The sequence below is a fragment of the Pseudoclavibacter sp. Z016 genome (genome assembly GCF_002931215.1).
In the GTDB taxonomy this organism is placed as follows: domain Bacteria; phylum Actinomycetota; class Actinomycetes; order Actinomycetales; family Microbacteriaceae; genus Pseudoclavibacter.
Genome location: NZ_PSTU01000015.1, coordinates 240,120 through 264,416, shown reverse-complemented (window position 1 = coordinate 264,416; position 24,297 = coordinate 240,120). Strand labels below are relative to the sequence as shown.

Here is a 24,297-nt window from a genome sequence, read left to right as displayed (position 1 = left end):
CTTCCCCTGCCCGTAGGCTTGTGGGCATGTCGGTGTCAGAACTCTCGGTGAGCGCGCAGAACTACCTCAAGGTGGTCTGGAGCCTCCAGGAGTGGTCGGATGCGCCCGTCACGGCGACGATCGTCGCCGAGCGCCTGCAGCTGCGGCTCTCGACGGTGTCGGAGGGCATCCGCAAGCTCGCCGATCAGGGGCTCCTCGAGCATGCCCGCTACGGCAGCATCTCCCTCACGACCGAGGGTCGCGCCCACGCGCTGACCATGATCCGCAGGCATCGGCTCCTCGAGACGTTCCTCGTGGAGGTGCTCCAGTACGGCTGGGATGAGGTGCACGACGAGGCGGAGAACCTCGAGCACTCCGTCTCCGACCTCATGGTCGAGCGCATCGACGCGATGCTCGGGCATCCCGAACGCGACCCGCACGGCGACCCGATCCCGTCCGCCGCTGGCGAGGTGAGCATCCCGCAGGCCGTTCTGCTCAGCAGCCTTGAGGCAGGGAAGCGGGTTGTCGTCGAGCGCATCTCGGACTCGGACGCCGAACTCCTCAAGTACTTCGCGGCGAAGGGCCTCACGGTCGGGGCGCGCCTCGAGATCGGCGAGAGCGACCCGTACTCCGAGTCGATGCTGCTCACGGTGGCGGACGTGGACTCGGTCGCTGATCACGGCGAAGGCGACACCGCCGCAGGTGCTGCTGGCGCTGCCGATTCGGCGGGGCGCGTCGCGGCTCCGTTCGCCCTCGGGCCCGTCGCCGCTCGAGCCGTCTGGGTGACGGAAGCCTAGAGCTTCGGAGATCTAGAGCTTCGGAGATCTGGAACGTCGGGAAGCTAGAGCGTCGGGACGCCAGGCGGTCTTCGTCTCGGCAGCCGCCCCTTCGATATCCGTCCCTGTGGCACCCCTCGCCTCGGCGCTCTTGACCCTCGAGCGACGCCTCGCGAGGATCCGCGACGTGACGAGGCCCTGCGTGGGGGAGAGCAGGTAGGCGAGCAGGAAGGCGAGGCCCTGCGCGAGCACGATCATCCCGCCGGAGGCGGCGTCGAGGTAGTAGCTGGCGTAGAGGCCCGCCGCCGAGCAGACGACGGAGACGATGGGGGCGATGACGAGCATCCGCGCGAAGCTGCGCGTGAGCATCGTCGCGGTCGCCCCGGGGATGATGAGCATCGCCACGACGAGGATCACGCCGACCGTCTGCAGGGCGACAACGGCGGTGAGTGCGAGCAGCCCGAGGAGGGCGCCGCGGAGGACGCGCGGGTTGAGGCCGATCGCGTGGGCGTGGGTGGCGTCGAACGCGACGAGGGTGAAGTCTCGCCGCTTCACGAGGAGCACGACGGCGACGATCGCGGCGAGGATGCCGATCTGCACGAGGTCGGTGGGGCTGACGCCGAGGAGGTTGCCGAAGAGGATGTGGCTGAGGTCGGTCTGGCTCGGCGTCACCGAGATGAGTACGAGGCCGAACGCGAAGAGGGTAGTGAAGACGATGCCGATCGCCGCGTCCTCTTTCACCCTGCTGGTGTCGCGGATTACGCCGATGAGGCCGACGGCGAGCAGCCCGAAGGCGAGCGCCCCGAGCGCGAAGGGAGCCCCGACGATGTAGGCGAGCACCACCCCGGGAAGGACGGCGTGTGAGACGGCGTCTCCCATGAGCGACCACCCGATGAGCACGAGCCAGCAGCTGAGGAGGGCGCAGACGACGGCCGTGATGACGGTCGTGATGAGGGCCCGCACCATGAACTCGTAGCCGAGGGGTTCGAGGAGGAGCTCGACGAGGTTCATGCTGCCGCCCCCGTTCCGGTCTCGATGCCGAAGGCGAGGGCGAGGTTCTCGGGACGGATGATCTCCTCGGGGCTCGCGTGCAGCAGCACCCGCCGGTTGAAGAGCACAGCCTCGTCGGCCAGCTCTGGGAGGGAGCCCAGGTCGTGGGTGGCGATGAGGATGCACACCCCCTGCCCTGCCAGCTCCCGAAGGAGACTCGTCATGGTGGCCTGGGAGCGGGTGTCGACGCCCGCGAAGGGCTCGTCGAGGAGCAGCACCTCGGCCTCCTGGGCGATGCCGCGGGCCACGAAGGCGCGCTTGCGCTGACCGCCCGAGAGCTGGCCGATCTGCCGACCCGCCAGCTCGGAGAGCTCGACGCGCTCGAGGGCGGCATCGACAGCCGAATGGTCGCGCGCCCGCGGCCTCCGGGTGATGCCGAGGTGCCCGTAGCGCCCCGTCATCACGACATCGCGCACCGAGAGGGGGAAGTCCCAGTCGACCTGCTCGCTCTGGGGAACGTAGCTGACGCTGCCCCGCTTGCGCGCATCCGCCGAGGAGCCCCCGAGGATACGGACGGTGCCCGAATCGGGGCGCACGACGCCCATGATCGACTTGAACAGCGTGGACTTGCCAGAGCCGTTCATGCCGATGAGCCCGCAGACCCTGCCTGGGGCGATGGAGAGGCTCGCCCGGTCGAGGGCGAGCACCTCCCCGTAGTGCACGGTGAGGGCGTCGACCTCGATGGCGGGCGCGGCCCCGCCCGCTGATGGCCCCGCGTCGGCCCGAGGAGTGGATGCTGGGCTGGATGCTGCGCTCACGATTCGCTTCCCGTCTTGCTGGTCAGTCCGGCCACGATGGTGTCGACGTCGTGCCGGATGAGGTCGAGATAGCTCGGCACGGGGCCGTCTTCCTCGCTCAGCGAGTCGACGTAGAGGGTGCCGCCGAACTCCGCATCCGTGGCGTCGACGACCTGCCGCATCGGCGCATCCGACACGGTCGACTCGCAGAACACGGCTGGAACGTCGTTGTCGCGCACATGATCGATGACCCCGGCGATCTGCTGCGGGGTGGCCTGCTGCTCGGCATTGACGGGCCAGATGTAGACCTCCTCGAGCCCGGCGTCTCTCGTGAGGTACGAGAAGGCCCCCTCGCAGGTGACGAGGGCCCGTTGCGATGCGGGGAGAGGGTCGATCGCCGCGACGAGCTCGTCGTGCACGGCCTGCAGCTCTGCCTTGTAGGCGGCGCCGTTCTCTTCGAAGACGCTCGCGCTCGCGGGGGCGAGGTCGGAGAAGGCGGTGACCATGTTGTCGACGTACAGCTGCACGTTGAGGGGCGACATCCACGCGTGGGGGTTCGGGAGGCCGGCGTAGGCGTCGCCCGCGATGGGCACTTCCTCGACACCCTCGCTGACCACGGCGTGGGGGACCTCCATGCCGGAGACGAACTGCTCGAACCATGCCTCGAGGTTCATGCCGTTGTCGAGGATCAGGTCGGCTTCCGACGCCTTCGCGATGTCGAGGGGGGTCGGCTCGTAGCCGTGGATCTCGGCACCGACCTTCGTGATCGACTCGACGCGGAGCTCGTCGCCGGCGACCTGCCTCGCGATGTCGGCGAGCACAGTGAAGGTCGTGAGGACGACGGGCCGGTTGTCCTCGCCCTCAGTGGAGGGGGCGCAGGCGGTGAGGGACGCGAGCGTGACGAGGGCGAGGCCCGCCGCGACGATGCGGCCGGCCTTCCGTCGGGCTGCGCGCAGCGCGGGGGTCAGCATGACCAGAGCATAGCGCTACGGTGGCCAGAAGATCAATGTTCGGTGCGCCGAACATTTGGCTGCTGCTCGCGGACGATCCGCTGCTCGAACCAGCGACGCTCGGCGATCGGGGAGTCGTGACCCGGCCGTGCACAGCTGCACGCGTGCACGGAAACGTAGGCTGACGCCACGATGTCTCCAGGTGAATTCAGCGAACCGCTGCGGCACCGGCCCACGGTGCCGATGCCCGGTGGAACGGCGCGCAACGGGCGCGGCGCGAGCGCCGACACCGCGCGATTCCGGAGCGACTGCGCCAACTGCGTCGCCCTCTGCTGCTCGGCGCTCGCCTTCTCGCGCGGTGACGACTTCGCGCACGAGAAGCCCGCCGGAAAGCCGTGCCGGAACCTCGACGAGAACCTCGGCTGCGGCATCCACTCGGCGCTCCTCGAGCGCGGATACCGCGGCTGCACCGTCTTCGAGTGCCACGGCGCCGGGCAACGGGTCACGCAGGAGACGTTCGGCGGCGGCGACTGGCGGGAGGGCGAGGGCCTGCGGGAAGCCATGTTCGCCGTATTCCCCCTCGTGCGCCAGCTGCACGAAGTGCTGTGGCTGCTGGCCGAGGCAAGGCGTCGCACTGCCGATCGCGCGCTGCTGCGACGCATCGACACGCTCTTCGATCAGGTCGACGCGCAGGCCGCCTCGCCCGACCTGGCCTCGCTGCGCGCCGCCGTCGAGACGAGCCGGCCGGCCGCCGGCGAGCTGCTCGGCGCGGTGAGTCGCGAGGTGCGACGGATGCACGTCCCGCGGCGCCGGGCATCCGGCGCCTGGTCACGGATCGAACCCCGCGGCGTGTACCTCGGCACGGACTTCTCGGGCAGCGACCTGCGGGCGGTCGAGCTGCGGGGTGCCCTGCTCATCGCGGCGAAGCTCCGGGGCGCCGACCTCCGTTGGGCTGACCTCCTCGGCGCCGATCTGAGGGATGCCGAGCTGCACGGGGCCGACCTGCGCCACGTGCTGCACCTGACGCAGCCGCAGCTCGCGGCCGCCTTCGGCGACGATGCCACGCAGCTGCCCGAGTCGCTCACGCGACCCCGCCACTGGGGGTAGGGGCCGCGTCTGCCGGCTGGGTCGGCGCGAGCCGCTGCTAGGCGAGTGCCGTGCCCGAGAAGAGCGTCGTCGTGGCGCCACCGACCCAGACGGCCCCGGAGTCGTCGACGGTCACGGTGATGTCACCGGCACGGCCGAGGCGCGTGCCCTGGGAGACTCGCCAGCTCGAACCCGGAGCGGTGCCCGTGCGGTGCATCCACTGGGCCGTCGACGCGTTCATGCTGCCGCAGACAGGGTCCTCGTCCACGCCGATGGCGGGTGCGAAGCTGCGCAGCTCGAAGGCGTGCGGTGCCCCCGGAGGGTAGGCGCCGACGGCTCCGACCATGGCCTCAGTCAGGAGGGAGAGGTCGGGGTCGAGGTCGAGTACCTCTTGCGCGGATGCGAGCTGAACGATGGCCCACCCCGGTCCGTTGTCGATCCACTGGTGGGCGGTGACCTGGTCTGCGCTGATGCCGTACGCCGTGACGATGCGAGCCAGGAGCTCGGGCTCCAACGGGCCGCTCCGCAGCGTGGGCGGAGCGGCGAACGCCAGGCGTCCCTCGTCGATGCGCACCTCGACGAGGCCGGCGCCGCACTCCTGGACCACACGCCCCGCGTTCTTCGGAGTGCCGCCCCGCTCGAGCCATGCGTGTGCCGAACCGAGGGTCGGATGGCCGGCGAAGGGGAGCTCCCCGCCAGGGGTGAAGATGCGTAGTCGGTAGTCGGCTCCTGGGTCGGTCGTCGGCAGCACGAACGTGGTCTCGGAGAGGTTCGTCCACCGTGCGATGTGCCGCATCTCGTCGTCCGTGAGGCCTGCGCCATCGAGGATGACGGCGACCGGGTTGCCGAGGTACGGGGACTCCGAGAAGACGTCGACTTGGGCGAAGGGGCGCGAGGTGGGCACGAGGTGGGCCTTTCGGGGTTGAGGTGGCACGGAAGAGGTGCCACGACGGGTGAGGGAGGAGCGAGGAAGGTGCGTGTGCCGCAACCGTACGACGGGTCCACTCGGAGCGCTCGTGCCAATCCGGCCTCGCTGGACTTGCGATCCACGAGCCCCGAGGGAACCCACGTGCCGTCCAGGCGCGGTCGACAGAATCACAGCATGAGCGATGACCAGAGCGTTCCAGGAACCGATGCTGACCCGAGGGGGCGTCGAGGTGCTGAGCACCTTCCGCCCGAGGGCGTCGATGAGGCGACGATCGCGGCCGTCGGGAAGCTCACCGAGGCCCTCGAGATGGTCGACCAGGCGCGTGGGCTTCTCTACGGGTTCCACCGGCTGACCGGCGCCGCCGACCTCGCCCTCGGTGAGGCGTCCGACGCGTTGCGCGACGCCGGACACGCGGGGGTCGCGGATCGCCTCGAAGCCGAGCTGGTGGGCCGGAATGTGATCGAGGGGCGATGGACGTTCCAGATCGTCGAGGATTACGACGACACCTACTGGGAGCCGTTCCGAGCAGCCGAGCGGGCCACCCGCGAGCAGCTCGTGGCTGGCAGGCGGCACCTGGCGGAAGCGGCGATGAAGGAGGACCGCCGGACGCACGGGGCGCGCCACCACGAGGCGAGGCCAAGCGGCGGAGCCTAGTGAAGGGGTTCGCAGAGGGTCCGCGACGGCCCCGGCCCCGGCCCCGGCTACGATGCTTGGCGTGGCAGCAGATGGAGCGCGGGGGCAGTACGCGAAGGGTGTCGAGCGGAAGCGCGAGATCCTGGCGCAGGCCTACGAGACCCTCCGCGTGACCGGAGCGAGCGGCGCTTCCCTGCGCGCGATCGGCGAGTCCATCGGCGTCTCTCACGGCATGCTGACCCACTACTTCGGTTCTCGTGAGGGGCTGCTCGTCGCGGTGATCCGCGAGCATGACCACGTCAACGAGGGGCGCATGCCCGCCTCGGTGTCGCTCGTGCAGCGGATGCGGCTCAGCGCCGAGTTCAACGTGCAGTTCCCCGGAATGGTCTCGCTCTTCACGGAGATGCTCGCCAAGTCGGTCGAACCGGGGGATGGGCCTGCGAAGGTCTTCTTCACGGAGCGGTTCGCGCGGGCGAGGACCCGCTTGGCGGGCGAGATCGACGGTCAGCTCGCTGCCCTTCCCGAGGGGCGCCGCGCAGAGGCGTCCATGCTCGTCGACCTGATCATGGCGGCCTCCGACGGGCTCCAGGTGCGGTGGCTCCTCGAGCCCGACGTTGACGTCGCGGCCACGCTCGGGCTGCTCGAGCGTCTCGGTCAGGACCGCTGAGACTGGCCAGGCAGACTCAAAGTTGCCAACTGGCAATTTTCTAGTAGCGTCTCCAGGAGAGCGAACCGCGACGGGGCGGACGCCCACCGACACAGGAGTCACCGTGCCCACCACTCGACCAGAAGCGTCCCCCACTCGAACGGGAGCGCAGCGGCCAGCGACCTCGCTGCAGCTGTACAGCGTCAACTCGCACCTCGAAGCCGACCTCGACGGCACGCTCGCGCGCCTCGGCGAGATCGGCCTGCGCAACGTCGAAGCCTTCGCCTTCGTCGACCGCGCCGACGAGCTCGCGGCGGCCTTCGCCAGACACGGCATCGCGGCCCCGACGGGGCACGCGATGCTCGTCGCCAAGGAGGTCACTCGCGAGGGCGTGACGACGCCGGTGCCGAGCCACGCCGCCACCTTCGAGGCGGCGAAGAAGCTCGGCATCGAGCTCGTCATCGACCCTGCAGTCTTCGACTGGTCGGCCCGCGAAGCCGTCGAGGCGACGGCGTCCGCCCTCAACGAGGCAGCCAGGTCAGCGGCCGAGCACGGCCTCCGCGTCGGGTACCACAATCACGCGTGGGAGCTCAGCACCCTCATCGAGGGCGTCCCCGCACTCGAGTACTTCGCGGGGCTCCTCGACGACGAGGTGGTGCTCGAGGTCGACGTGTACTGGGCGCACATCGGGGGAGTGGACGCGCCAGCCCTGCTCGAACGCCTCGGCGACCGCGTGAGGGCCCTCCACATCAAGGACGGCCCGCAGGTCGAGAACCCGTTCGTCGCGGATGCTCCCTTCGACCCGTCGGGGCTCGGCCAGGTCCCGGCCGGTCAAGGTGCCATCCCGCTCGAGGCTGCCCTCGCGGCCACCCCGTCGGCGGAGTTCGCCGTCATCGAGTTCGACCACTTCGACGGCGACATCTTCGCCGCGATCGCCGCCAGCTTCGACTACCTGGAGAACCGCGCATGAGCAGCGAGCAGCTCGGCAGCGAGCACGTGCGCCGCGAGTCGGTCAGGCGAGGCCCCGTCGGCGTCGGCATCATCGGCACCGGCATGATCAGCAACGCCTACCTCGACAACCTGACGCGCTTCCCCGACGTGCGAGTCGTGGCGCTTGGCGACCTCAACGAGGCCCTCGCCGCGGAGAAGGCCGCGAGCTACGGCGTGCCGTTCTCCGGCTCGCCCGCCTCGGTGCTGGCGAACGACGACGTCGAGATCGTCATCAACCTGACCATCCCGGCCGCCCACGTCCCGGTCGCGCTCGACGCCATCGCGGCGGGCAAGCACGTGTGGATTGAGAAGCCCATCGGCATCGACCGCCAGGAGGCCAAGGCCCTGCTCGAGGCGGCCGACGCGGCCGGCCTGCGCGTGGGAGTCGCACCCGACACGGTGCTGAACCCGGGCATCCAGACCGCCCTCCGACACCTCGCGAGCGGCATCATCGGCACCCCGCTCACGGCCCGCACCATGATGCGCTACTCGGGGCCCGACCTGTTCCACCCCAACCCGGCGTTCCTGTTCGCCCGCGGCGGCGGCCCACTGCTCGACATGGGGCCGTACTACGTGACGACGCTCGTGAGCGCGTTCGGCCCCGTCAGGAAGGTGTACGCGACGGGCTCGACGGCCAAGGAGGCCCGCACCGTGAAGCTCGGCCCGAACGCGGGCCAGTCGTTCCCCGTCGAGGTGCTCACGCACGTGGATGCGCTCGTCACCTTCGAGAGCGGCGCCAGCGCGCAGCTCACCTTCAGCAACGACTCCCCGCTCGCCGAGATGGGCACCGTCGAGATCATCGGCCCGGGCGGCATGCTCATCACCCCCGACCCGAACCACGCCGACGGGGGCACGCGAGTGGCGCGCCATCCGCAGGAGTACTCGGAGACGCTCGAGCCGAGCTGGGAGGAGTACCCGGATGAGGGCACGGTCACTGGGCGCGGGTACGGCACGCTCGACATGGCCCGCGGCATCCGCGAGGGGCTTCCGCACGTCGCGACCGGCGAGCTCGCCCTGCACGTGCTCGACACCATGCTCGCCATCGCGGAGTCGGCGGCGGCCGGCGAGGTCGTCGTCATCGAGAGCACGCTCGAGCGGGTTCCGCTCGTCGATCACCAGCGAGACCCGTTCGCGGCGACGCTCAGCAGCTAGCGAGCGCCTGACGCTGTCGCGGCGCTCGCGGGTCTCACGGGGCGAGCGGGTGCGCGAGCACCCGCTCGAGTGCCGCGGCCGAGCCCGTGAGCCGGGCGTCCACCGTCGTGAGCTCGCGTCGCTTCCAGAGGAGCAGCAGCGCGTCCTCCGCGGTGAGCTCGAGCGTCGCATCTGCTGGGGTGGTGGTCTCGGTGGGCCGGGACTCACCGGCCACCACCTCGCCGATCGGGCCGAGCCGGACCCGCAAAGGTGCGCTCGCGCCGAGGCCCCGCAGCACGAGCTCGACGCGCTCGTCGAGCGACGGCATCCGCCCGAGCGACACCTGCCTCGGGTACATGTCGTGCGCGACCTCGGCGACGCCGGCCGCCGCGATCGTGGCCGGAATGGGTGCCGCGATGTCGAGGCTGTCGGTCGCGTCCCAGAGGTGCAGGGTCGTCTCGAGGGCCTGCCGCCTCGCCCAGGTGGATGCGCGGGCCGGCGGGTAGAGGGCCCAGCAGGGCGCGTCCTCCGGCAGCTCGCGCAGCGTTGCCACGAGCTCCGCGGCGCCCTCGCGGAACCAGGCGACCAGCGCGCCCCGGTCATCCATCGGCGCCTTTGGGGTCAGCCGTTCGACCTGCTGGCCACCGCCGAGCAGCTGCGCGCGCGCCCACCGGTGCACGCCACCGAGGTGCTCGGTCAGCTCGGCGAGCGACCAGCCAGGGCAGGAGGGGACGGGGGTCGCGAGGTCTGCCGAGGCGAGGAGCGCCGCGAACGCGCTTGCCGCATCCGCGGTCACGTCGATGAACTGTGCGTGGCGCATGCTCAGATCCTAAAGAGTCGACCTCCCGCGCCGGTGGCTCGACCGGTCACCGGCGGCGGATGCGCCCGTAGAGCTTCACGAAGGACGGCACGACGAGGTACACCGCCAGCGGGACGACGACGAGCGTCACGACGCAGGCCCGGGCGATGGGGTGCCAGGACCCGACGAGGGGCTCCGCGAGCATCGACGTGATGGCGACGAGCGGGAAGATCGCCAGCCACGTGAGCACGGCGCGCACGTGAATGGAGGGCGGCGGCGAGGCGGGCGACCCGTTCGGCCCCTGCCCGTCGGGGTCGCCGACGCCTGGGGCAGGTGCGGTCGGCCCCGTCATGCTGCTCTTTCGCGACTCATGGAAGCCGATGGTAGTTGCCTACGCCGGCGCGTTCCGCCCCAGATGGGCACGTGCCCGTTAGGAGCTGGCTCACGTCCGTTAGGCAGGACCCCGTCGCGCAAGGCGCCAGGACTTGCGAGGGTTGACGACGAGGGCCGACCGGCCCGCAACAAGGAGGTTGCCGATGTCAGGATTCGCCCCGATCGAGAGCCAGCTCCCCGCGGCTCCGCTGCCGTATCTGATGGACGCCGCCGAAGGCGACAAGCTCGTGCTCTTCGACCAGCTCTTCACGCTGCTCACGACCTCGCCGCAGACCACGGGCCAGTTCGACGCGTTCGTCACGGAGGGGCGCCCAGGCAGGCCCGTCCCGCCGCACTTCCACGCTGAGACGCACGAGACGTTCTTCGTGCTCGAGGGGGCCATCCGGCTGTGGATCGACGACCGGCAGGGCAACCGCGAGACGCGCGTCCTCGAGGCCGGGGGCTTCGGATTCGTGCCGAAGGACACCATCCACTCGTACCGCATCGAGCGGACGGGGAAGATCTTCGGCGTCACGAGCGCGGGATTCACGGACTTCTTCCGGGCCGTGGCGCGGCCCACGTCGAAGCCCGGCATTCCGGAGGAAGCGGAATTCCACATCCCGGAGCCCGCCGTGTTCGGCACGCAGGGTGCGAAGCACGACGTGCACTTCGTGCAGGGATACGAGCTGTTCGATTGATCACGGCGGCAGAGTCCGGCGAGCAGCGGACACCGGCGCACGCTCGCGTCGTGCGCGACATCATCTTCTCCGAGCCTCCCGGGTTCCGGCCGCTCACCCTCGACCTGCACCTGCCGGAGGCGGAACGCCCACCCGTCATCGTGTTCGTGCATGGCGGCGGGTGGTTCCGGGGGAGTCGCCGCGTGTTCTGCCCGGGGCGCGCCGAGGCGGAGACGTTCGGGCGTCTGACCCGTGCGGGGTGGGCCGTCGCGTCGGTCGACTACCGGCTGAGCGGCGAGGCGAGGTTCCCGGCGCAGCTCGCCGATGTCGAAGCAGCGATCGGCTGGGTGCTCGACGAGGGCGCCGCGACGTTCGGCCTGGACGCCACGCGCGTCGCGCTCTGGGGCGAATCTGCCGGCGGGCAACTCGCAGCGCTCGCAGCCGCTGTACCTGGCACGCCCGTGCGTGCGGTCGTCGACTGGTATGGACCGAGCGAGCTCGCGGCGATCCCGAAGCCCATCGGCGCGCCCGGTGCGCCAGTCCAGCCGAGCCGCGAGGAGCTGCTCATCGGCGGGCCCCTCGCGGAGCACCGCGAGCTCACTGCAGCGGCGAGCCCGGTGCGCGCCGTGCACGCCGGGGTGCCGCCCTTCCTCCTGGCGCACGGAACCGACGACATCATGGTGCCGAGCGAGCAGAGCCTGCTGCTGCGGGATGCACTCCACTCGGTCGGCGCGCACGTCGAACTGCAGCTCGTGGCAGGAGCCGACCACATGTGGCGTGGACTCGACGACCTCGAGACCGTCGTGGCTCCGGCCCTGCGGTTCCTGGCACTGCACGCGGGGCCGCCGGAGAGCGCGAGCTGACAGGGCCTCCCGGGGGGCCCTCTGCCGCCGCCGCATCCGGCGACGCGCGCCCGTCTAGTCTCTGAGCATGGACATCCCGATCCACGCCGTGCAGTACTTCTGCGTGCTCGCCGAGGAGCTGCATTTCGGTCGAGCCGCCGAGCGGATCCGCATCGCCACCCCCTCCCTGAGCCAGCAGATCGGCCGCCTCGAGCGGCAATTGGGGGTCAGACTGTTCGACCGCGAATCGCGCCCGCTGACGTTCACCTCGTTCGGGGTCGAGTTCCTGCCGCTCGCCAGGCGGCTCCGCGACGACCACCGGGAGATCCTCGAATGGGCCCAGCGCCTCGCGAGCGAGCAGGCGGTGCCGCAGCTTCGGCTCGGCGTCGTAGCCTCCGCCACAGGCTCCCTTGCGGCGTCGGCGATCGCCTCGATGCTGCAGCGGGTTCCGGATGCGCGGCTCGAGATGCGCCGCACCGGCTTCTTCGAGGTCGTCGACGACCTCGTCAGCGACCGGGTCGACGTCGTGCTGGCGCCGTCACCCGTCAGCGCGTCCGACGAGGTCACCTGTGAGCCCCTCTGGTCGGAGGGACGCATGCTCGTGGTTCCGGCGGGGCACCGTCTGGCGGCCCGCTCGTCGGTCTCGATCCTGGAGACGAACGACGAGGTGTTCGTCGCGGCCTCTGCCGGACCGCAGGAGATCCTCGACTGGTGGGTGGTGAGCCCGCGGGTCGACGGGACGAGGATCGTGCCGGGCGCATCCGCCGACAGCATGGAGGGCCTGCTCGAGCTCGTCGCCGCGGGGGCTGGCGTGAATATCGCCGGGAGCTCCGCCGCCCACCACTACCAGCGCGACGACGTCGTGTTCGTGCCGATCGATGACATCGAGCCCGTCACCGTGATGATGTGCACGCTGCGCTCGAGCGACAACCCGCTCGTGCCCGTGTTTCGCGAGCTCATGCGAGGCCAGCTCTCGAACTGACCCGGCCCGGCCAAGCCGCGCGACGCCGGCCCTACTCGTCGGCCGTCTCCTGCTTGCCGCGCATCACGAGCAGCGGGTCCGGCTTCGTGACCACGTCGTGGTCCTTGCCCTCGTAGTCGAACTGGCCGAGCCAGAAGCGCATCGCATTCAGGCGCGCACGCTTCTTGTCGTTGGAGCGGATGATCGTCCACGGCGCGTGCTTCTTGTCGGTGAGGCGGAACGTCTCCTCCTTCGCCGCCGTGTAGTCCTCCCATCGGTCGAGCGAGGCGAGGTCCATGGGGGAGAGCTTCCACCGACGCACGGGGTCGAGCTGGCGGATGGCGAAGCGCGTGCGCTGCTCGGTGCGCGACACCGAGAACCAGAACTTCGTCACGTGGATGCCGGAGTCGACGAGCATCTTCTCGAACGCCGGCGCCTGCTGCATGAACTGCGTGTGCTCGTCATCGCTGCAGAACCCCATGACCCGTTCCACACCGGAGCGGTTGTACCAGGAGCGGTCGAACATCACGAGCTCGCCGTCGGTGGGGAGGTGCTGGATGTAGCGCTGGAAGAACCACTGCCCGCGCTCGCGGTCGCTGGGCTTCGCAAGGGCGACGACGCGCGCCTTGCGCGGGTTGAGGTGCTCCGTGAAGCGCTTGATGGTGCCGCCCTTGCCTGCCGCGTCGCGCCCCTCGAAGAGGATCACGGCGCGCTTGTCGTTGTCCTCCATCCAGTACTGGCACTTCAGCAGCTCCACCTGGAGGCGGTACTTCTCGCTCTCGTACTCGTCGCGGCTGAGGCGCTCCTCGTAGGGGTACCCCTCCTGCCACGTGTAGACGGGGTTGCCCTGCGGGTCTATGAGGTCGGGGTCGTTGGTGTGGCCGTCGCGCACCGAGTAGCCGAGCGAGCGCAGGTGCTCGATGTACTCGCGCAGGTCCTGGGGTTGGTCGATAGCCATGCGTTCCTCCGGGGTCAGGTGCGGCGCGTCCGCCGGCGTCCGCCTGCAGCTGGGAGCGGATGCGGCGCCATGATGCGCCGCCAATGCGAACGGCATGTGTACGGGCCTGCTGGCGGGAGTCCGCGGTCGACCTCCGAGCGCTGGCCGCTTGAGAATTCCCCGGGTGATCCATTTCGAGAACCGGGGAATCGTGGTTCTGAATATCGGATCTGCGGCTTCGGAGACATTTCCGTCGACGGCCGGAATCAAACTGGTCCAACGCGGATATGAGCAAGCTCGATCAGATGAAAATGCCCGATCAAGTCATTCTTTGACGCGTGGCTCGCGTCGCGGCGGGGGTGCCTTGTTCAGTTGCGCGCCCAGCGGGGCTTCCTATGATCCTGCTCGCGTCGACCGCTTCACTTCCTGCCGAGACGAGTTCGAACAATTTCGTGACGAATCACGGACCTGATGCGTCATACCCATACAGCCAGGCCGATGCGCCAGCACCGGCCAGAGATCACAAGGAGAACCTCATGTCGAACACCACCCCCGCCACCGGAACCCCGGCCACCAGCCGCAAGGACCTCCAGTCCGCACAGGTCGACGGACACGGCAAGACCACGATCGATGACGGCGTCGTCGCGAAGGTCGCCGGCATCGCCGCCCGTGAAGCACACGGCGTTTACGACCTCGGCGGCGGCGCGGCCCGCGCACTCGGCGCCATCCGCAACGCCCTGAACGCCACCGACCAGGGCCAGGGCATCAGCGTCGAGGTCGGCGAGAAGCAGGTCGCCGTCGACGTGACCATCGTCGCCGAGTACCCCGTCGCGCTGCAGGACGTCGCGGACGGCGTCCGCGCCGACGTGATCCGCGCCGTCGAGACGATTGTCGGCCTCGAGGTCACCGAGGTCAACGTCACCGTCAACGACGTGCACCTCCCCTCCGACGACAAGAACGAGGAGAAGGATGAGAAGGAAGAGGCGCGAGTCCAGTGAGCACCGCATCCCTCACCCGAACCGGCATCCTCATCGGCGCGGTCCTCGCGCTCACCTGGATCATCCTCGGCTTCTGGGCGTTCTTCTTCGTCGTCATCGCGATGCTGATCGGCGGACTGATCGGTCGGATCCTCGACGGCAAGCTCAACGCCAGTGCACTTGTCGACGTCCTTCGCGGACGGAACACGTCCTCATGAGCATCGCCGCGACGGCTCCGGGCGGCGCGGCGCAGCGAGGCACGACACGGCTCACCGCGAAGGCGCTGAACAGGCTCGTGTCAGCTGTCGTCGGTGACGCGCTCGGGGTCGACGCTGGCAGCGTCAGCGTCGACCTCGACGACCACAACGGCAAGCTCGCACTGCGACTCAGCACCCCCATCCGCGTGCCCTCGCTGGGTCGCATCCGCGAACAGCCGAGCTCCATCTCCCGCAGCGGCGGCCCGCTCCTCGAGCGGGTCGAGACTGCGAAGACCACCATCCGTGACCGCGTGCAGAGCCTCAGCGGTTCGAGCATCAGCGCGGTCACCATCCGCCTGACCGGACTCGAGATCAAACCAGAGGAGCGAGTCAGATGAGCAGCCACACGTCGCTCTACTCCCGCGTCACTCGACGCGAGACGCATTCGCCTCGGTCGGCGCTCGCGATCGTCCTGGCCGTGCTGCTGATCATCGTGGCGGCCTGGGTCGGCACGGAGATCGTCCTGGCGCTCCTGGCGCTCCCCGCGCTGCTCGTCGCGCCGGCTGACATGTTCACGTCGACCCTCGGGGTGCTCGAGCAGCCCGCCCAGTACGTCGGCCCAGCCGGCGTCGTCGTGGCCATCATCGGGCTGATCCTGCTCATCGCAGGGCTCGCCCCCGGTCGCCGTTCTCGTCACGTCCTGCGCTCGTCGCGGACCGCGACCGTCGCGGACAACGCGGTGATCGCCTCGGCGCTCGCCCGGCACGCGGCTCTCGCTGGCAGTGTCAGCCCGGACAACGTCACCGTCTCGGTGTCGCACCGTCGCGCCGACGTCCACCTCGTGCCCGCCTCCGGGGTGCCCGTCGACGCCGCCTCCATCGAAGCGGCCGTCACTCGGCAGCTCGAGCAGTACGCGCTCACCCCGCGCGTCACCGCCAAGGTGCGCGTCGCGGAGAACGGGAAGGTCGGCGCATGAACAGCACGAATCGAGGCCTGAACCGGCTCCTCATCGTCGCCACGGGGCTCCTTCTGCTGATCGTGGGCGCAGCCGCCACGATCGGCGCCTGGCTGCCCGGGGCGAAGGACACCTGGACCCCGATCTCCGAGAGCGTGAACACGCAGGTCGGGAGCTGGCTCCAGCAGACGCCCTTCCCCGGCACGGACTTCAGCTGGCTGATGATCGCAGTCGTCGCCGTCCTCGTGGTGGGCATCATCCTGCTCCTCGCCTTCAGCCTCCGACAGGGGCAGGGGCGGACGGGAACCCTCATCCACGACCGCAGCTCCGACACGGGACGCACCGTCGTCGACGTGTCCGTCGCACGCGATGCCCTCGCTGACGCACTCGGCGAACGTGATGAGTTCCTCTCGACAAGCGTCTCGGCGTACTCGGTGAAGCGGGCCCCCATGCTCAAGGTCTCGGCGACCTGCCGACGTGGTGTCTCGCCCAGGGACGCGACGGCGATCGTCGAGCAGAACCTCGAGGCGCTGGATGCGCTCCTGGGCCAGGAGGTGCCGGTCCTGCTGCAGCTGAGCGGCGGATTCCGCGCCAAGGTGCAGCAATCGACGCGCCTCCAGTAGACGCCGCGGCCCGCACGGCACGGCCCGAAGGCCCCACACCCACCGAAAGAACAGAACCGCGGCTCTTCCAGAGCCGCACAACGAGAAAGGAACTGCCATGAGCGCAGGAGACAAGATCAAGAACGCAGCAGAAGAGTTCGGCGGCAAGGCCAAGGAAGCCCTCGGCAAGGCCACCGACAACGACAAGCTCGTCGCCGAGGGCCAGGCCGACCAGGCCAAGGCCAACGTGAAGCAGGCGGGCGAAGACGTCAAGGACGCCTTCAAGAAGTAGAGCTCACCAGCGCGAGAAGCGGCAGCCGTCCCTTCGGGGCAGCTGCCGCTTCTCGCTTCCGCGGCTGCAATCGACGGTCACGGGCTCGGGAGTGGAGCCGCAGGCGAGTCCCCAGCGCGGTGGAAGTTCATGGCTCGCCGTCGTCATGCCCCGGCGTCTCGGGTCGATCGGTAAAGTCGCGTCTTCGACGTTGGTTCGGCGACAGGAGAAGCGTGCCCAAACTCATCGGCTACGCCCGAGTCTCGACCCGACAACAGGGCGCCGACCGGCAGGAGGCGGACCTTCGAGCTGTCGGCGTCCGAACGGACGACCTCTACGTGGACCGTGCAGAGGCCACCGCTCGCGACACCTCCTCGGCCCTCGACGCCGCCCTGTGCGCGCTGAGCGGCGGCGACACCTTGGTCGTGCCGACGCTCGACCGGCTCGGGCGGTCCACCGGCGACCTGCTGCGGCTGGCCGCCGAACTGCGCGCGGAGGGCGTCTCGCTGCGGGTGCTCGACCTCGACGGGGCAGAGGTGGACACGTCGACGCCCACGGGGTCGATGATGTTCACGGTCATGGCGGGGCTCGAGCGGATGGAGTCGGAGCTCACGCGTGAGCGAGTCCTGGACTCGGTCAGCCGGCGACGAGCGTCCCGAGTCGACGACGGCGGCAGCTCCCGGAAGCGCACCGACGGCCCCGCCCAGGCAGGCGGACAAGAACTGCCGGAGGTCGCGGGCGGAACGCACCCGCCTGCCCTGCACGGCCTCACCGTTCCGATCAAGCGACTCTGACCGCGCGTCGCCGTGCCCTCGAGCGGGGCGACGCTGCAGCGATGGGGTCGGCAGCGCGACGCGACGCCGACGAGCGAACTCTGCGCCGCGTCGACAGGGTGGGTAGTCTGCGTGGATGATCGGCTTCATCGTCGCCTTCGCCTGACGGTCCTGCGACCCGCCCCTCGCAGTTCCCAGCACCGACCCGGGTGGGTTTCAGCGCGCCTTCTTCCGCGTGCTTTCCTGACGCAGGCCGCTTCGCTCATCTCTGGGGATGAGTGCTGAGCGAGATCTCATCGGAGCCTCCGTTGTCCCCTGAACGACCCTCATACGCTTCTGTGCTGCGAACGCCGCACCTCACACGCTCCTTCGTCGCCAGCATCATCGGCCGCCTCTCGCTGGCAACCTCCGGGCTCGCGCTGATCCTCCTCCTGGAACAGTCGACGGGCTCGTTCGCGGTGGCCGGCATCGCAACCGCGACGCTCGGCGTCGCCAACGTCGTCGCGACACCGTGGCGTGCGCGACTCATCGATCTACACGGACAGTGTCTCGTGGTGACGTCCCTCGGGCTCGTCCACGCCGCGTCCCTGCTCGCCGTCGGGGTGTTGTCGAGCGCAGGCCTGCCGACACTGCTGTTCCTCAGCGCGCTCGCCGGGGTGAGCGCCCCACCATTCGGCGCGGTCATGCGCGTGCTCTGGGCCGCAGCGCTCCCGGCTGGCCCCCAGCGCACTCGCGGATTCAGTCTCGACGCCGTCGCAGAGGAGGCGACGTTCGCCGTCGGCCCCTTGGCGGCTGCCGTCCTCGCCGTCGTCGCAGATCCCCTCTCGTCGCTGGTCGTCTCGGCAGGCTGCGTCGCCCTCGGGACGGCACTCTTCGTGACGAGCCCACGGTCACGAGCGCAGCGCGGATCACGTCAGGTGGAGGTCCCCGGCGCCCGGCCGGCGCTGCGTCCGCTGTGCTCCAAGGGCTTCCTGCCCATCGTGCTGGCGATGACGGCCCCGGGAGTGATGCTCGGCTGCGTCGAAGTCGCAGCCCCCGCAGTGGCCGCCGCCGCATCCAGCACGGTACTGGCAGGTGCGCTGCTCGCGGTGTTCGCGGGCACCAGCGCGATCGGCGGCTTGCTCTACGGCCGATGGGACCTCCGCGCGAGGCCGGAGCGTCAGCTGCTCGCGCTCACCCTGGCCCTTCTTGCGATCATCACTGTGACCGGGCTCCTCGGGGGCGTCGGCGTCGCGATCGTCGGCTTCGCGCTCAGCGGCCTCTTCCTGGCGCCGACCCTCATCGTCGGCTACCTCGCCGCGGACGCTCGCACCGACCCGCGAGCGCGAACCGAGGCGAGCAGCTGGATCAACACCGCCGTCAACCTCGGCGCAGCGCTCGGCGCGGCAGCATTCGGGGCGCTCACCGACCGCGTCGGCCCGGGCCCCGCCCTCGCGATCTCCGCAATCTGCACGCTCATCCTCATCTGCGCACCGCTGGCCCTGCACGACCGCAGATCTCGGCGACGGGCTGACGGATGACGGCGGCCCCATCGGAACGGCCGGACGCCACCCCGGTGCGTAACCGAGGGCATCCCGAATGGAAAAGTGGGGCCGCGGGGCCTACGGTCGGAGGCATGCCTGACGTCCTCTCCGATGAGCGCCCACTCCGTATCGCGTTTGTCGTGCTCCACACCTCCCCGCTCGACGAGCCGGGCACCAAGGATGCAGGTGGCATGAACGTCGTCGTGCTCGCCCAGGCCGAGGCGCTCGCCGCCCGCGGCCACCAGGTCGAGCTCATCACGCGACGAAGCGATCCAGACTCGGCGCCCACCGTGCAGCTCGGCGAGAACCTGCGCCTCCACAACCTCGACGCCGGGCCGGCCCGCCTCATCGCGAAGGGGGAGCACGAGCACGTCATCCGCGAATTCCAGGATGCGCTCGCCACGCTCCTCGGAGAACTGCCCGTCGATGTGCTGCACGCCCAGCACTGGTTCTCGGGCGTCGCCGCCCTGCCCGTCGCCCGCGAGCTCGGGATCCCGATCGCGCAGAGCTTCCACTCCATCGCCGCGGACAGCTCCACGCCGCTCGCCGACGGGGAACGCGCAGAATCGCCGGGACGGCTCGCCGGCGAGGCGATGCTCGCGAAGTCCGTCGACGCGATCGTCGTCGTCAGCAGGGCCGAACGCGACACCGTCCTCTCGAGGCTCGGCGGCGACCCCGCGATCACGCACATCGTGCCGCCTGGCGTCGACGCCGACCTCTTCTTCCCCGCCTGGGATGCGCGGGCCGAGCCGGCCGCGCACGAGCAGCGACCCAGGCGTGCCCTGTCTGCCGGGCGCCTGCATCCGCTCAAGGGGTTCGACCTGGCCCTCGACGCGATCGCCGAGGTCGACGCCGACGTCCGCCCCGACTACGTGCTCGTGGGCGCCGCACCGCCGGATGCCGACGGCCGCGAATACGAGGCTCGCCTGCATGACGCCGTCGAGCAGCACGAGCTCGCCGACCATGTGCAGTACATCGGCTCGCTCAGCCGGCACGCGCTCGCAGCCCAGCTGCGCCTCGTGGACCTCGTGCTGATCCCCTCCCACTCCGAAACGTACGGTCTCGTCGCGCTCGAGGCCGCGGCATCCGGGGTGCCCGTCGTCGCCTCCGCAGCCGGCGGACTCCGCGAGGCTGTCGTCGACGGCGTCACCGGCATCCTGCTCGAGACGCGCGACCCCGCCGACTGGGCGGCCGCCATCGCGGGCATCCTCCGACAGTCCGAGGTCGCCGAGCGCATGAGCCGCGCCGCACGCGAGCACGCGCTCACCCACTCGTGGGACCTCAGCGCGGAAGGCCTCCTCTCGGTGTTCCGCGACCTCGTCGCACAGGCCCGGCCGGGTTCCGCGCGTGCCTGAGGCCGGCCACAGCCTGCTCGACTCGGTGCGCCACGCGCTGGTCGTGCACGCGCATCCCGACGACGAGGTGCTTGCCGGCGGCGCCCTGCTCCGCGAGCTCCACGAACGCGGCGCACGAGTCACGCTCGTGACGTGCACGCGCGGCGAGCTCGGCGAGATCGTCGACGGCGCGCTGCCAGATGCCACCTCCGTCGGGGAGCTCGCGGCCGTGCGGGAGCGGGAGCTGCGCGGCTCGCTCGACGCCCTCGGCATCGACGAGCACCGCTGGCTCGGCACCGCCCCCGCACGCGCCGAGGGCCTCGCACCCCGCGACTACCGTGATTCGGGGATGCGCTGGCTGCGGCCGGGCCTCGCGGGCCCCGCCGACGAGACTGACCTGCGGTCGCTGAGCGTCGCCCCGCTCGAGGAGGTCACCGCTGATCTCGCCGCCGCGATCGCCCATGACGGGCCGGACCTCGTCATCAGCTACGACGCGACCGGCGGGTACGGGCACCCCGACCATGTTCGGGCGCGGGAAGCGAGCCTCGCCGCATCGCGGGCAGCCGGTGTGCGATTCGCGGAGCTCGTCGAGCAGAGCGAGCGTGCCCTCGCGGCCGAGATCGGCGACCTCGAGTGGTTCGACCTCGAGCAGCACCGGGCCGCGGTCCTCGCCGCCCTCCGCAGCCACCGCACCCAGCTCACGGTCGACGACGAGGGCGCGTCGCTCGTGCACTCGGGCGGGCAGCGGCAGGACGTGCACCTCGCGATCGGTCTGCGCGAAGTGGTGGCGTAGCGAGGCCGTCCGCGCGGGCACCCACCTGGGTGCGAGCTGTCCCACGACGTCACACGCCAAGCTTGCGGGCTTATGCTCGCCGTGCAACATGCTCCGGGGTCGGTGAAAGTCCGAACCGGCGGTGAGAGTCCGCGACCCGCTCGTCCGCGAGCGGTTGACCTGGTGGAATTCCGGGACCGACGGTTAAAGTCCGGATGGTAGGTGCATGGGAGGCGCTCGTTTCGGCGAGGGCCTCCGAGGCGTCGGCTGCCGGACTCTCCGGCTGCGCCGGCACCGGGACATGGCCCCGTGGTACGCGAAACGCGGAGGTCCGGCCATGCCGATCCAAGAACCCACACGCGTCGACACTGTCGACGCCGCCATGCAATTGGCGCTCTCCCTGGCGGCCCGAGGGCCAGCCCGAGATCCGAACCCACAGGTCGGGTGCGTCCTGCTCGCGCCGCCCTCCGGCGCGGGCGGCCCGCGCCGCATCCTGGGAAGCGGCCACCACCGCGGAGCGGGCACGCCGCACGCGGAGGCCGCCGCGCTCGACGCCGCGCGCGCGGCCGGGGCGGATGTGCGGGGTGCGACCGCCGTCGTGACCCTCGAGCCCTGCGCCCACAGCGGCAGGACGCCGTCGTGCGCCGACGCCCTCCTGCACGCAGGTGTCGCGGAGGTCGTCTACGCGGTCGCGGACCCGAACCCGATCGCATCCGGGGGAGCGGCGCGCCTTCGCGCGCACGGGGTGAGCGTGTCGATGGGCACCCGGCAGGTCGAGGCCGAGTCACTCCTGCGGGTCTGGCTCGTCAATGTCACCGAGCGGCGGCCGTTCGTGACGCTCAAGCTCGCATCCACGCTCGACGGGAGGGTCGCCGCCGCCGACGGGTCGAGCCAGTGGATCACCTCCGAGGCCGCCAGGGCGCACGCGCACGGTCGGCGGGCCGAGGCCTGCGCGATCCTCGTCGGCACCGGAACGCAGCGCGCCGACGACCCATCGCTGTCGGTGCGGGGAATCGCCGCGACTGACGCGTCTCAGCCCCTGCGCGTCGTGATGGGGCTGCGCGAGGTCGAGGAGGGCGCCGCCGTGCGCGCGGAGCCGGAGCTGTTCGTGCACCTCCGCACGCACGACCCGGTCGACGCCCTCGAGGCCCTGCACGCGAGGGGCGTCCGCCACGTCATCGTCGAAGGCGGCCCGACCATCGCGGCGGCCTTCCTGCGCGCCGGACTCGTCGACGAGATCGACGCCTACGTCGCGCCCATCCTGCTGGGCGACGGGGCGAGCTCCGTCGCGTCGCTCGACATCGGGAGCCTCCGGGACGCGAACAGGTGGACCACCGACTCCGTGCATCCGCTGGGCGTCGACACGCTCATCCGGCTCGTCCGGGGCCCCGAATCACCCGCCGTTCACGTCCCCGGCGCTGCACCCGTGGGAGTCGCAGCATGAACGCTGAACTGCTCAGGGCACTCGAGGCGCTGCGGGCGGGACGCCCCGTGCTCGTCGCCGACGCCTCCTCACGCGAGAACGAGGTCGACGCGATCCTCGCGGCGAACACCGCCACCCCCGAGTGGATGGGCTGGATCATCCGCCATTCCTCCGGGCTCCTCTGCGCGCCCCTCCCGGCGGCGCTCGCCGACCGGCTCAGCCTGCCCATCATGGTGGAACGCAGCGAGGACGCGCGCGGCACCGCCTACACGGTCACGGTCGACGCGGCCGAGGGGGTGACGACGGGCATCTCGGCAACCGACCGGGCCGCGACGGTCCGCGCCCTCGCCGCAGCGGATGCACGCGCGAGCGATCTCATCCGCCCGGGCCACGTGCTGCCCCTGCGCGCCGTGGATGGCGGCGTGCTCGAGCGTCCGGGGCACACCGAGGCGGCCGTCGACCTGGTGCGCCTCGCTGGAACCGGCCAGGTGGGCGTCATCGCCGAGCTCGTGCGGGACGACGGCGAGATGCTGTCGTTCGGCGAGGCCCTCGAGCTCGCGGCAGCCACCGACCTGGTGCTGCTGCACGTCGACGACCTCGTGCGCCACCGCAGGGAGCATCCGGGCTTCCCCGCAATGCCCACGCAGGAAGAACCTCAGGACCACAGCCAGCAGCGCGCCGCCAAGGCGCACGGAAGAGGAGAACGACGATGAGCGGACACGGAGCACCGACAGTGCAGGCAGACGGGCGCGGCATGCGAGTCGTCGTCGTCGCGGCCGAGTGGCACGAGACGGCGATGGACGCGCTGCTCGACGGCGCCCAGCGCGCACTCGCCGATGCCGGCGTCACCGACGTCCAGGTCGTGCGGGTTCCCGGCTCGTTCGAGCTGCCCGTCGCGGCGAGCCGCATCGCCATGAGCAGGCCGGACGCGATCGTCGCGCTCGGCGTGGTCATCCGTGGCGGCACCCCGCACTTCGACTACGTGTGCACGGCCGCGACCAACGGCCTCACCGACGTGGCCGTGCGCACGGGCATCCCGGTCGGCTTCGGGGTGCTCACGTGCGACGACGAAGCCCAGGTGCAGGCCCGCATCGGCCTGCCGGGGAGCTTCGAGGACAAGGGGGCGGATGCGGCACTCGCCGCCATCGCCACCGCGAGCGCGCTCCGGGAATGGCCCGCGAGCCAGCCGGCAGGCCTGCCCACGAGCGGACGGGGCTGATCGTGTTCACGGGCATCATCGAAGAGCTCGGTCGGATCTCGAGCATCGAACGGCATGACACGGACGCGCGCCTCACGCTGCGCGCCCCTCTCAGCGTCAGCGACGCGAGGATCGGCGACTCCATCTCGGTCGACGGCGTCTGCCTCACCGTCGCCGAGCTGCTCCACGACGGCTTCACCGCGGACGTCATGGGGGAGACGCTGCGCGCCTCCGCGCTCGGCGACCGGGCCGAGGGCGATCCGGTGAACCTCGAACGCGCCATGCGCCTCGGGGATCGCCTCGGTGGCCACATCGTGCAGGGGCACATCGACACGACCAGCGAGGTGCTGGAGGTGGAGCGCTTCGACGCGTGGCGGCGCATCCGCTTCGCCATCGACCCAGCGCACGCGAGGCTGCTCGTCGACAAGGGATCGGTCGCCGTGTCGGGTGTCTCGCTGACGGTCAGCGCGGTCAGCGCGGTCAGTGCCGTCAACGGCGTCGGGCGAGCCGGCGCAGATGGCTCGCCCTGGTTCGAGGTGTCGCTCATCCCCGAGACGCTCGCCGCGACGACCCTCGGCGACCTTGGCGTCGGGGACCGGGTGAACGTCGAGACCGACATCCTCGCGCGCCACGTGGCGCGGCTCGCGAGTCACCAGGCGTGAGCGAGGGGCAGGCGGGGCGAGCTCTTCGCTCCGTCTGCCCGGCGGGAAACCGGCACCATGCAGCTCAGCGAATCTCAGCGGACCACCTCGATCTTGATTAACCGCTTGATCAAGGC

Annotated in this window: 30 protein-coding genes and 1 riboswitch; of the genes, 23 read left to right on the top strand and 7 right to left on the bottom strand. The window is 70.6% G+C overall.

The genetic code is table 11. The features are described 5' to 3' along the window. The first annotated feature begins 26 nt into the window (after positions 1-26). Positions 27-776, top strand: coding sequence for a metal-dependent transcriptional regulator (locus tag C5B99_RS14685; RefSeq protein WP_104243347.1), 750 nt, complete (start codon positions 27-29; stop codon positions 774-776). 12 nt (positions 777-788) lie between these two features. Here the strand turns inward: C5B99_RS14685 and C5B99_RS14680 are convergent, their stop codons facing one another. From C5B99_RS14680 to C5B99_RS14670, 3 genes are all read right to left on the bottom strand, one after another. After that, on the bottom strand, positions 789-1,766 hold the full coding sequence (locus tag C5B99_RS14680) for a metal ABC transporter permease (RefSeq protein WP_104243345.1): 978 nt from the start codon (positions 1,764-1,766) through the stop codon (positions 789-791). Beyond that, positions 1,763-2,488, bottom strand: coding sequence for a metal ABC transporter ATP-binding protein (locus tag C5B99_RS14675; RefSeq protein ID WP_258063379.1), 726 nt, complete (start codon positions 2,486-2,488; stop codon positions 1,763-1,765). Before C5B99_RS14675 ends, C5B99_RS14680 begins: the two co-directional genes overlap by 4 nt. Before the next feature lie 71 nt (positions 2,489-2,559). Then, positions 2,560-3,513, bottom strand: a complete 954-nt coding sequence (locus tag C5B99_RS14670) for a metal ABC transporter substrate-binding protein (RefSeq protein ID WP_104243341.1) — start codon at positions 3,511-3,513, stop codon at positions 2,560-2,562. A 171-nt stretch (positions 3,514-3,684) separates the two neighbouring features. On the opposite strand from C5B99_RS14670, the gene C5B99_RS14665 reads away from it, so the two are divergent. Continuing rightward, positions 3,685-4,599 carry a pentapeptide repeat-containing protein gene (locus tag C5B99_RS14665; RefSeq protein WP_258063378.1) on the top strand — a complete coding sequence of 305 codons (915 nt, stop codon included), beginning with the start codon at positions 3,685-3,687 and terminating at the stop codon, positions 4,597-4,599. 37 nt (positions 4,600-4,636) lie between these two features. Here the strand turns inward: C5B99_RS14665 and C5B99_RS14660 are convergent, their stop codons facing one another. Beyond that, positions 4,637-5,482, bottom strand: coding sequence for a PhzF family phenazine biosynthesis protein (locus C5B99_RS14660; RefSeq protein ID WP_104243337.1), 846 nt, complete (start codon positions 5,480-5,482; stop codon positions 4,637-4,639). A 198-nt stretch (positions 5,483-5,680) separates the two neighbouring features. Here C5B99_RS14660 and C5B99_RS14655 point away from each other — a divergent pair, with 198 nt between their 5' ends. From C5B99_RS14655 to C5B99_RS14640, 4 genes are all read left to right on the top strand, one after another. Next, complete coding sequence (locus C5B99_RS14655) at positions 5,681-6,160, top strand: hypothetical protein (protein ID WP_104243335.1); 480 nt, start codon at positions 5,681-5,683, stop codon at positions 6,158-6,160. A gap of 61 nt (positions 6,161-6,221) precedes the next feature. Further along, complete coding sequence (locus C5B99_RS14650) at positions 6,222-6,806, top strand: TetR/AcrR family transcriptional regulator (protein WP_181058041.1); 585 nt, start codon at positions 6,222-6,224, stop codon at positions 6,804-6,806. Positions 6,807-6,909: 103 nt separating this feature from the next. Beyond that, entirely contained in the window at positions 6,910-7,755 is an 846-nt protein-coding gene (locus C5B99_RS14645; protein WP_104243331.1) for a sugar phosphate isomerase/epimerase, read from the top strand. Then, complete coding sequence (locus C5B99_RS14640) at positions 7,752-8,927, top strand: Gfo/Idh/MocA family protein (RefSeq protein WP_104243329.1); 1,176 nt, start codon at positions 7,752-7,754, stop codon at positions 8,925-8,927. The genes C5B99_RS14645 and C5B99_RS14640 overlap by 4 nt, the downstream gene beginning before the upstream one ends. 34 nt (positions 8,928-8,961) lie before the next feature. On the opposite strand, the gene C5B99_RS14635 is transcribed toward C5B99_RS14640, so the two are convergent. Together C5B99_RS14635 and C5B99_RS14630 are read right to left on the bottom strand one after the other, a co-directional pair. Then, a complete protein-coding gene (locus C5B99_RS14635) occupies positions 8,962-9,726 on the bottom strand; it encodes a maleylpyruvate isomerase family mycothiol-dependent enzyme (RefSeq protein ID WP_104243327.1) in 765 nt (254 codons plus the stop codon). Positions 9,727-9,772: 46 nt separating this feature from the next. Beyond that, a complete protein-coding gene (locus tag C5B99_RS14630) occupies positions 9,773-10,057 on the bottom strand; it encodes a hypothetical protein (RefSeq protein WP_219819656.1) in 285 nt (94 codons plus the stop codon). Between the two features lie 184 nt (positions 10,058-10,241). Between C5B99_RS14630 and C5B99_RS14625 the strand changes: the two genes are divergently transcribed. From C5B99_RS14625 to C5B99_RS14615, 3 genes are all read left to right on the top strand, one after another. Beyond that, positions 10,242-10,775: a quercetin 2,3-dioxygenase gene (locus C5B99_RS14625; RefSeq protein WP_104243325.1), complete on the top strand. Its 534-nt coding sequence runs from the start codon at positions 10,242-10,244 to the stop codon at positions 10,773-10,775. Between the two features lie 50 nt (positions 10,776-10,825). Next, a complete protein-coding gene (locus tag C5B99_RS14620) occupies positions 10,826-11,617 on the top strand; it encodes an alpha/beta hydrolase (protein ID WP_219819654.1) in 792 nt (263 codons plus the stop codon). A 67-nt stretch (positions 11,618-11,684) separates the two neighbouring features. Then, positions 11,685-12,578, top strand: coding sequence for a LysR family transcriptional regulator (locus C5B99_RS14615; protein ID WP_104243323.1), 894 nt, complete (start codon positions 11,685-11,687; stop codon positions 12,576-12,578). A gap of 31 nt (positions 12,579-12,609) precedes the next feature. Here C5B99_RS14615 and ppk2 read toward each other — a convergent pair whose 3' ends face one another. Beyond that, on the bottom strand, positions 12,610-13,515 hold the full coding sequence (ppk2, locus tag C5B99_RS14610) for a polyphosphate kinase 2 (RefSeq protein ID WP_104243321.1): 906 nt from the start codon (positions 13,513-13,515) through the stop codon (positions 12,610-12,612). Positions 13,516-14,030: 515 nt separating this feature from the next. On the opposite strand from ppk2, the gene C5B99_RS14605 reads away from it, so the two are divergent. From C5B99_RS14605 to C5B99_RS14540, 14 genes are all read left to right on the top strand, one after another. After that, positions 14,031-14,492 carry an Asp23/Gls24 family envelope stress response protein gene (locus tag C5B99_RS14605; protein ID WP_104243319.1) on the top strand — a complete coding sequence of 154 codons (462 nt, stop codon included), beginning with the start codon at positions 14,031-14,033 and terminating at the stop codon, positions 14,490-14,492. After that, on the top strand, positions 14,489-14,689 hold the full coding sequence (locus C5B99_RS14600) for a DUF2273 domain-containing protein (RefSeq protein WP_181058039.1): 201 nt from the start codon (positions 14,489-14,491) through the stop codon (positions 14,687-14,689). Before C5B99_RS14605 ends, C5B99_RS14600 begins: the two co-directional genes overlap by 4 nt. Then, a complete protein-coding gene (locus C5B99_RS14595; RefSeq protein WP_104243318.1) occupies positions 14,686-15,066 on the top strand; it encodes a hypothetical protein in 381 nt (126 codons plus the stop codon). Before C5B99_RS14600 ends, C5B99_RS14595 begins: the two co-directional genes overlap by 4 nt. Then, entirely contained in the window at positions 15,063-15,644 is a 582-nt protein-coding gene (locus tag C5B99_RS14590) for a DUF6286 domain-containing protein (protein WP_104243316.1), read from the top strand. Before C5B99_RS14595 ends, C5B99_RS14590 begins: the two co-directional genes overlap by 4 nt. Beyond that, entirely contained in the window at positions 15,641-16,246 is a 606-nt protein-coding gene (locus tag C5B99_RS14585) for a hypothetical protein (protein WP_104243314.1), read from the top strand. The genes C5B99_RS14590 and C5B99_RS14585 overlap by 4 nt, the downstream gene beginning before the upstream one ends. A gap of 97 nt (positions 16,247-16,343) precedes the next feature. After that, positions 16,344-16,517, top strand: a complete 174-nt coding sequence (locus C5B99_RS14580; RefSeq protein WP_104243312.1) for a CsbD family protein — start codon at positions 16,344-16,346, stop codon at positions 16,515-16,517. Between the two features lie 212 nt (positions 16,518-16,729). Then, entirely contained in the window at positions 16,730-17,290 is a 561-nt protein-coding gene (locus C5B99_RS14575; RefSeq protein ID WP_104243310.1) for a recombinase family protein, read from the top strand. Between the two features lie 317 nt (positions 17,291-17,607). Beyond that, positions 17,608-18,789, top strand: a complete 1,182-nt coding sequence (locus C5B99_RS14570; RefSeq protein ID WP_219819653.1) for an MFS transporter — start codon at positions 17,608-17,610, stop codon at positions 18,787-18,789. A 95-nt stretch (positions 18,790-18,884) separates the two neighbouring features. Next, entirely contained in the window at positions 18,885-20,147 is a 1,263-nt protein-coding gene (locus tag C5B99_RS14565; RefSeq protein WP_104243306.1) for a glycosyltransferase, read from the top strand. Further along, a complete protein-coding gene (locus C5B99_RS14560; RefSeq protein ID WP_104243303.1) occupies positions 20,140-20,919 on the top strand; it encodes a PIG-L deacetylase family protein in 780 nt (259 codons plus the stop codon). Before C5B99_RS14565 ends, C5B99_RS14560 begins: the two co-directional genes overlap by 8 nt. A gap of 85 nt (positions 20,920-21,004) precedes the next feature. Continuing rightward, positions 21,005-21,129, top strand: a riboswitch (FMN riboswitch). A 106-nt stretch (positions 21,130-21,235) separates the two neighbouring features. Then, a complete protein-coding gene (ribD, locus tag C5B99_RS14555; protein WP_104243301.1) occupies positions 21,236-22,342 on the top strand; it encodes a bifunctional diaminohydroxyphosphoribosylaminopyrimidine deaminase/5-amino-6-(5-phosphoribosylamino)uracil reductase RibD in 1,107 nt (368 codons plus the stop codon). Continuing rightward, complete coding sequence (ribB, locus tag C5B99_RS14550; RefSeq protein ID WP_104243299.1) at positions 22,339-23,034, top strand: 3,4-dihydroxy-2-butanone-4-phosphate synthase; 696 nt, start codon at positions 22,339-22,341, stop codon at positions 23,032-23,034. The genes ribD and ribB overlap by 4 nt, the downstream gene beginning before the upstream one ends. Next, positions 23,031-23,540: a 6,7-dimethyl-8-ribityllumazine synthase gene (ribH, locus tag C5B99_RS14545; RefSeq protein WP_104243297.1), complete on the top strand. Its 510-nt coding sequence runs from the start codon at positions 23,031-23,033 to the stop codon at positions 23,538-23,540. Before ribB ends, ribH begins: the two co-directional genes overlap by 4 nt. A gap of 2 nt (positions 23,541-23,542) precedes the next feature. Beyond that, positions 23,543-24,181, top strand: a complete 639-nt coding sequence (locus tag C5B99_RS14540; protein ID WP_104243402.1) for a riboflavin synthase — start codon at positions 23,543-23,545, stop codon at positions 24,179-24,181. The last annotated feature ends 116 nt before the right edge of the window (positions 24,182-24,297 follow it).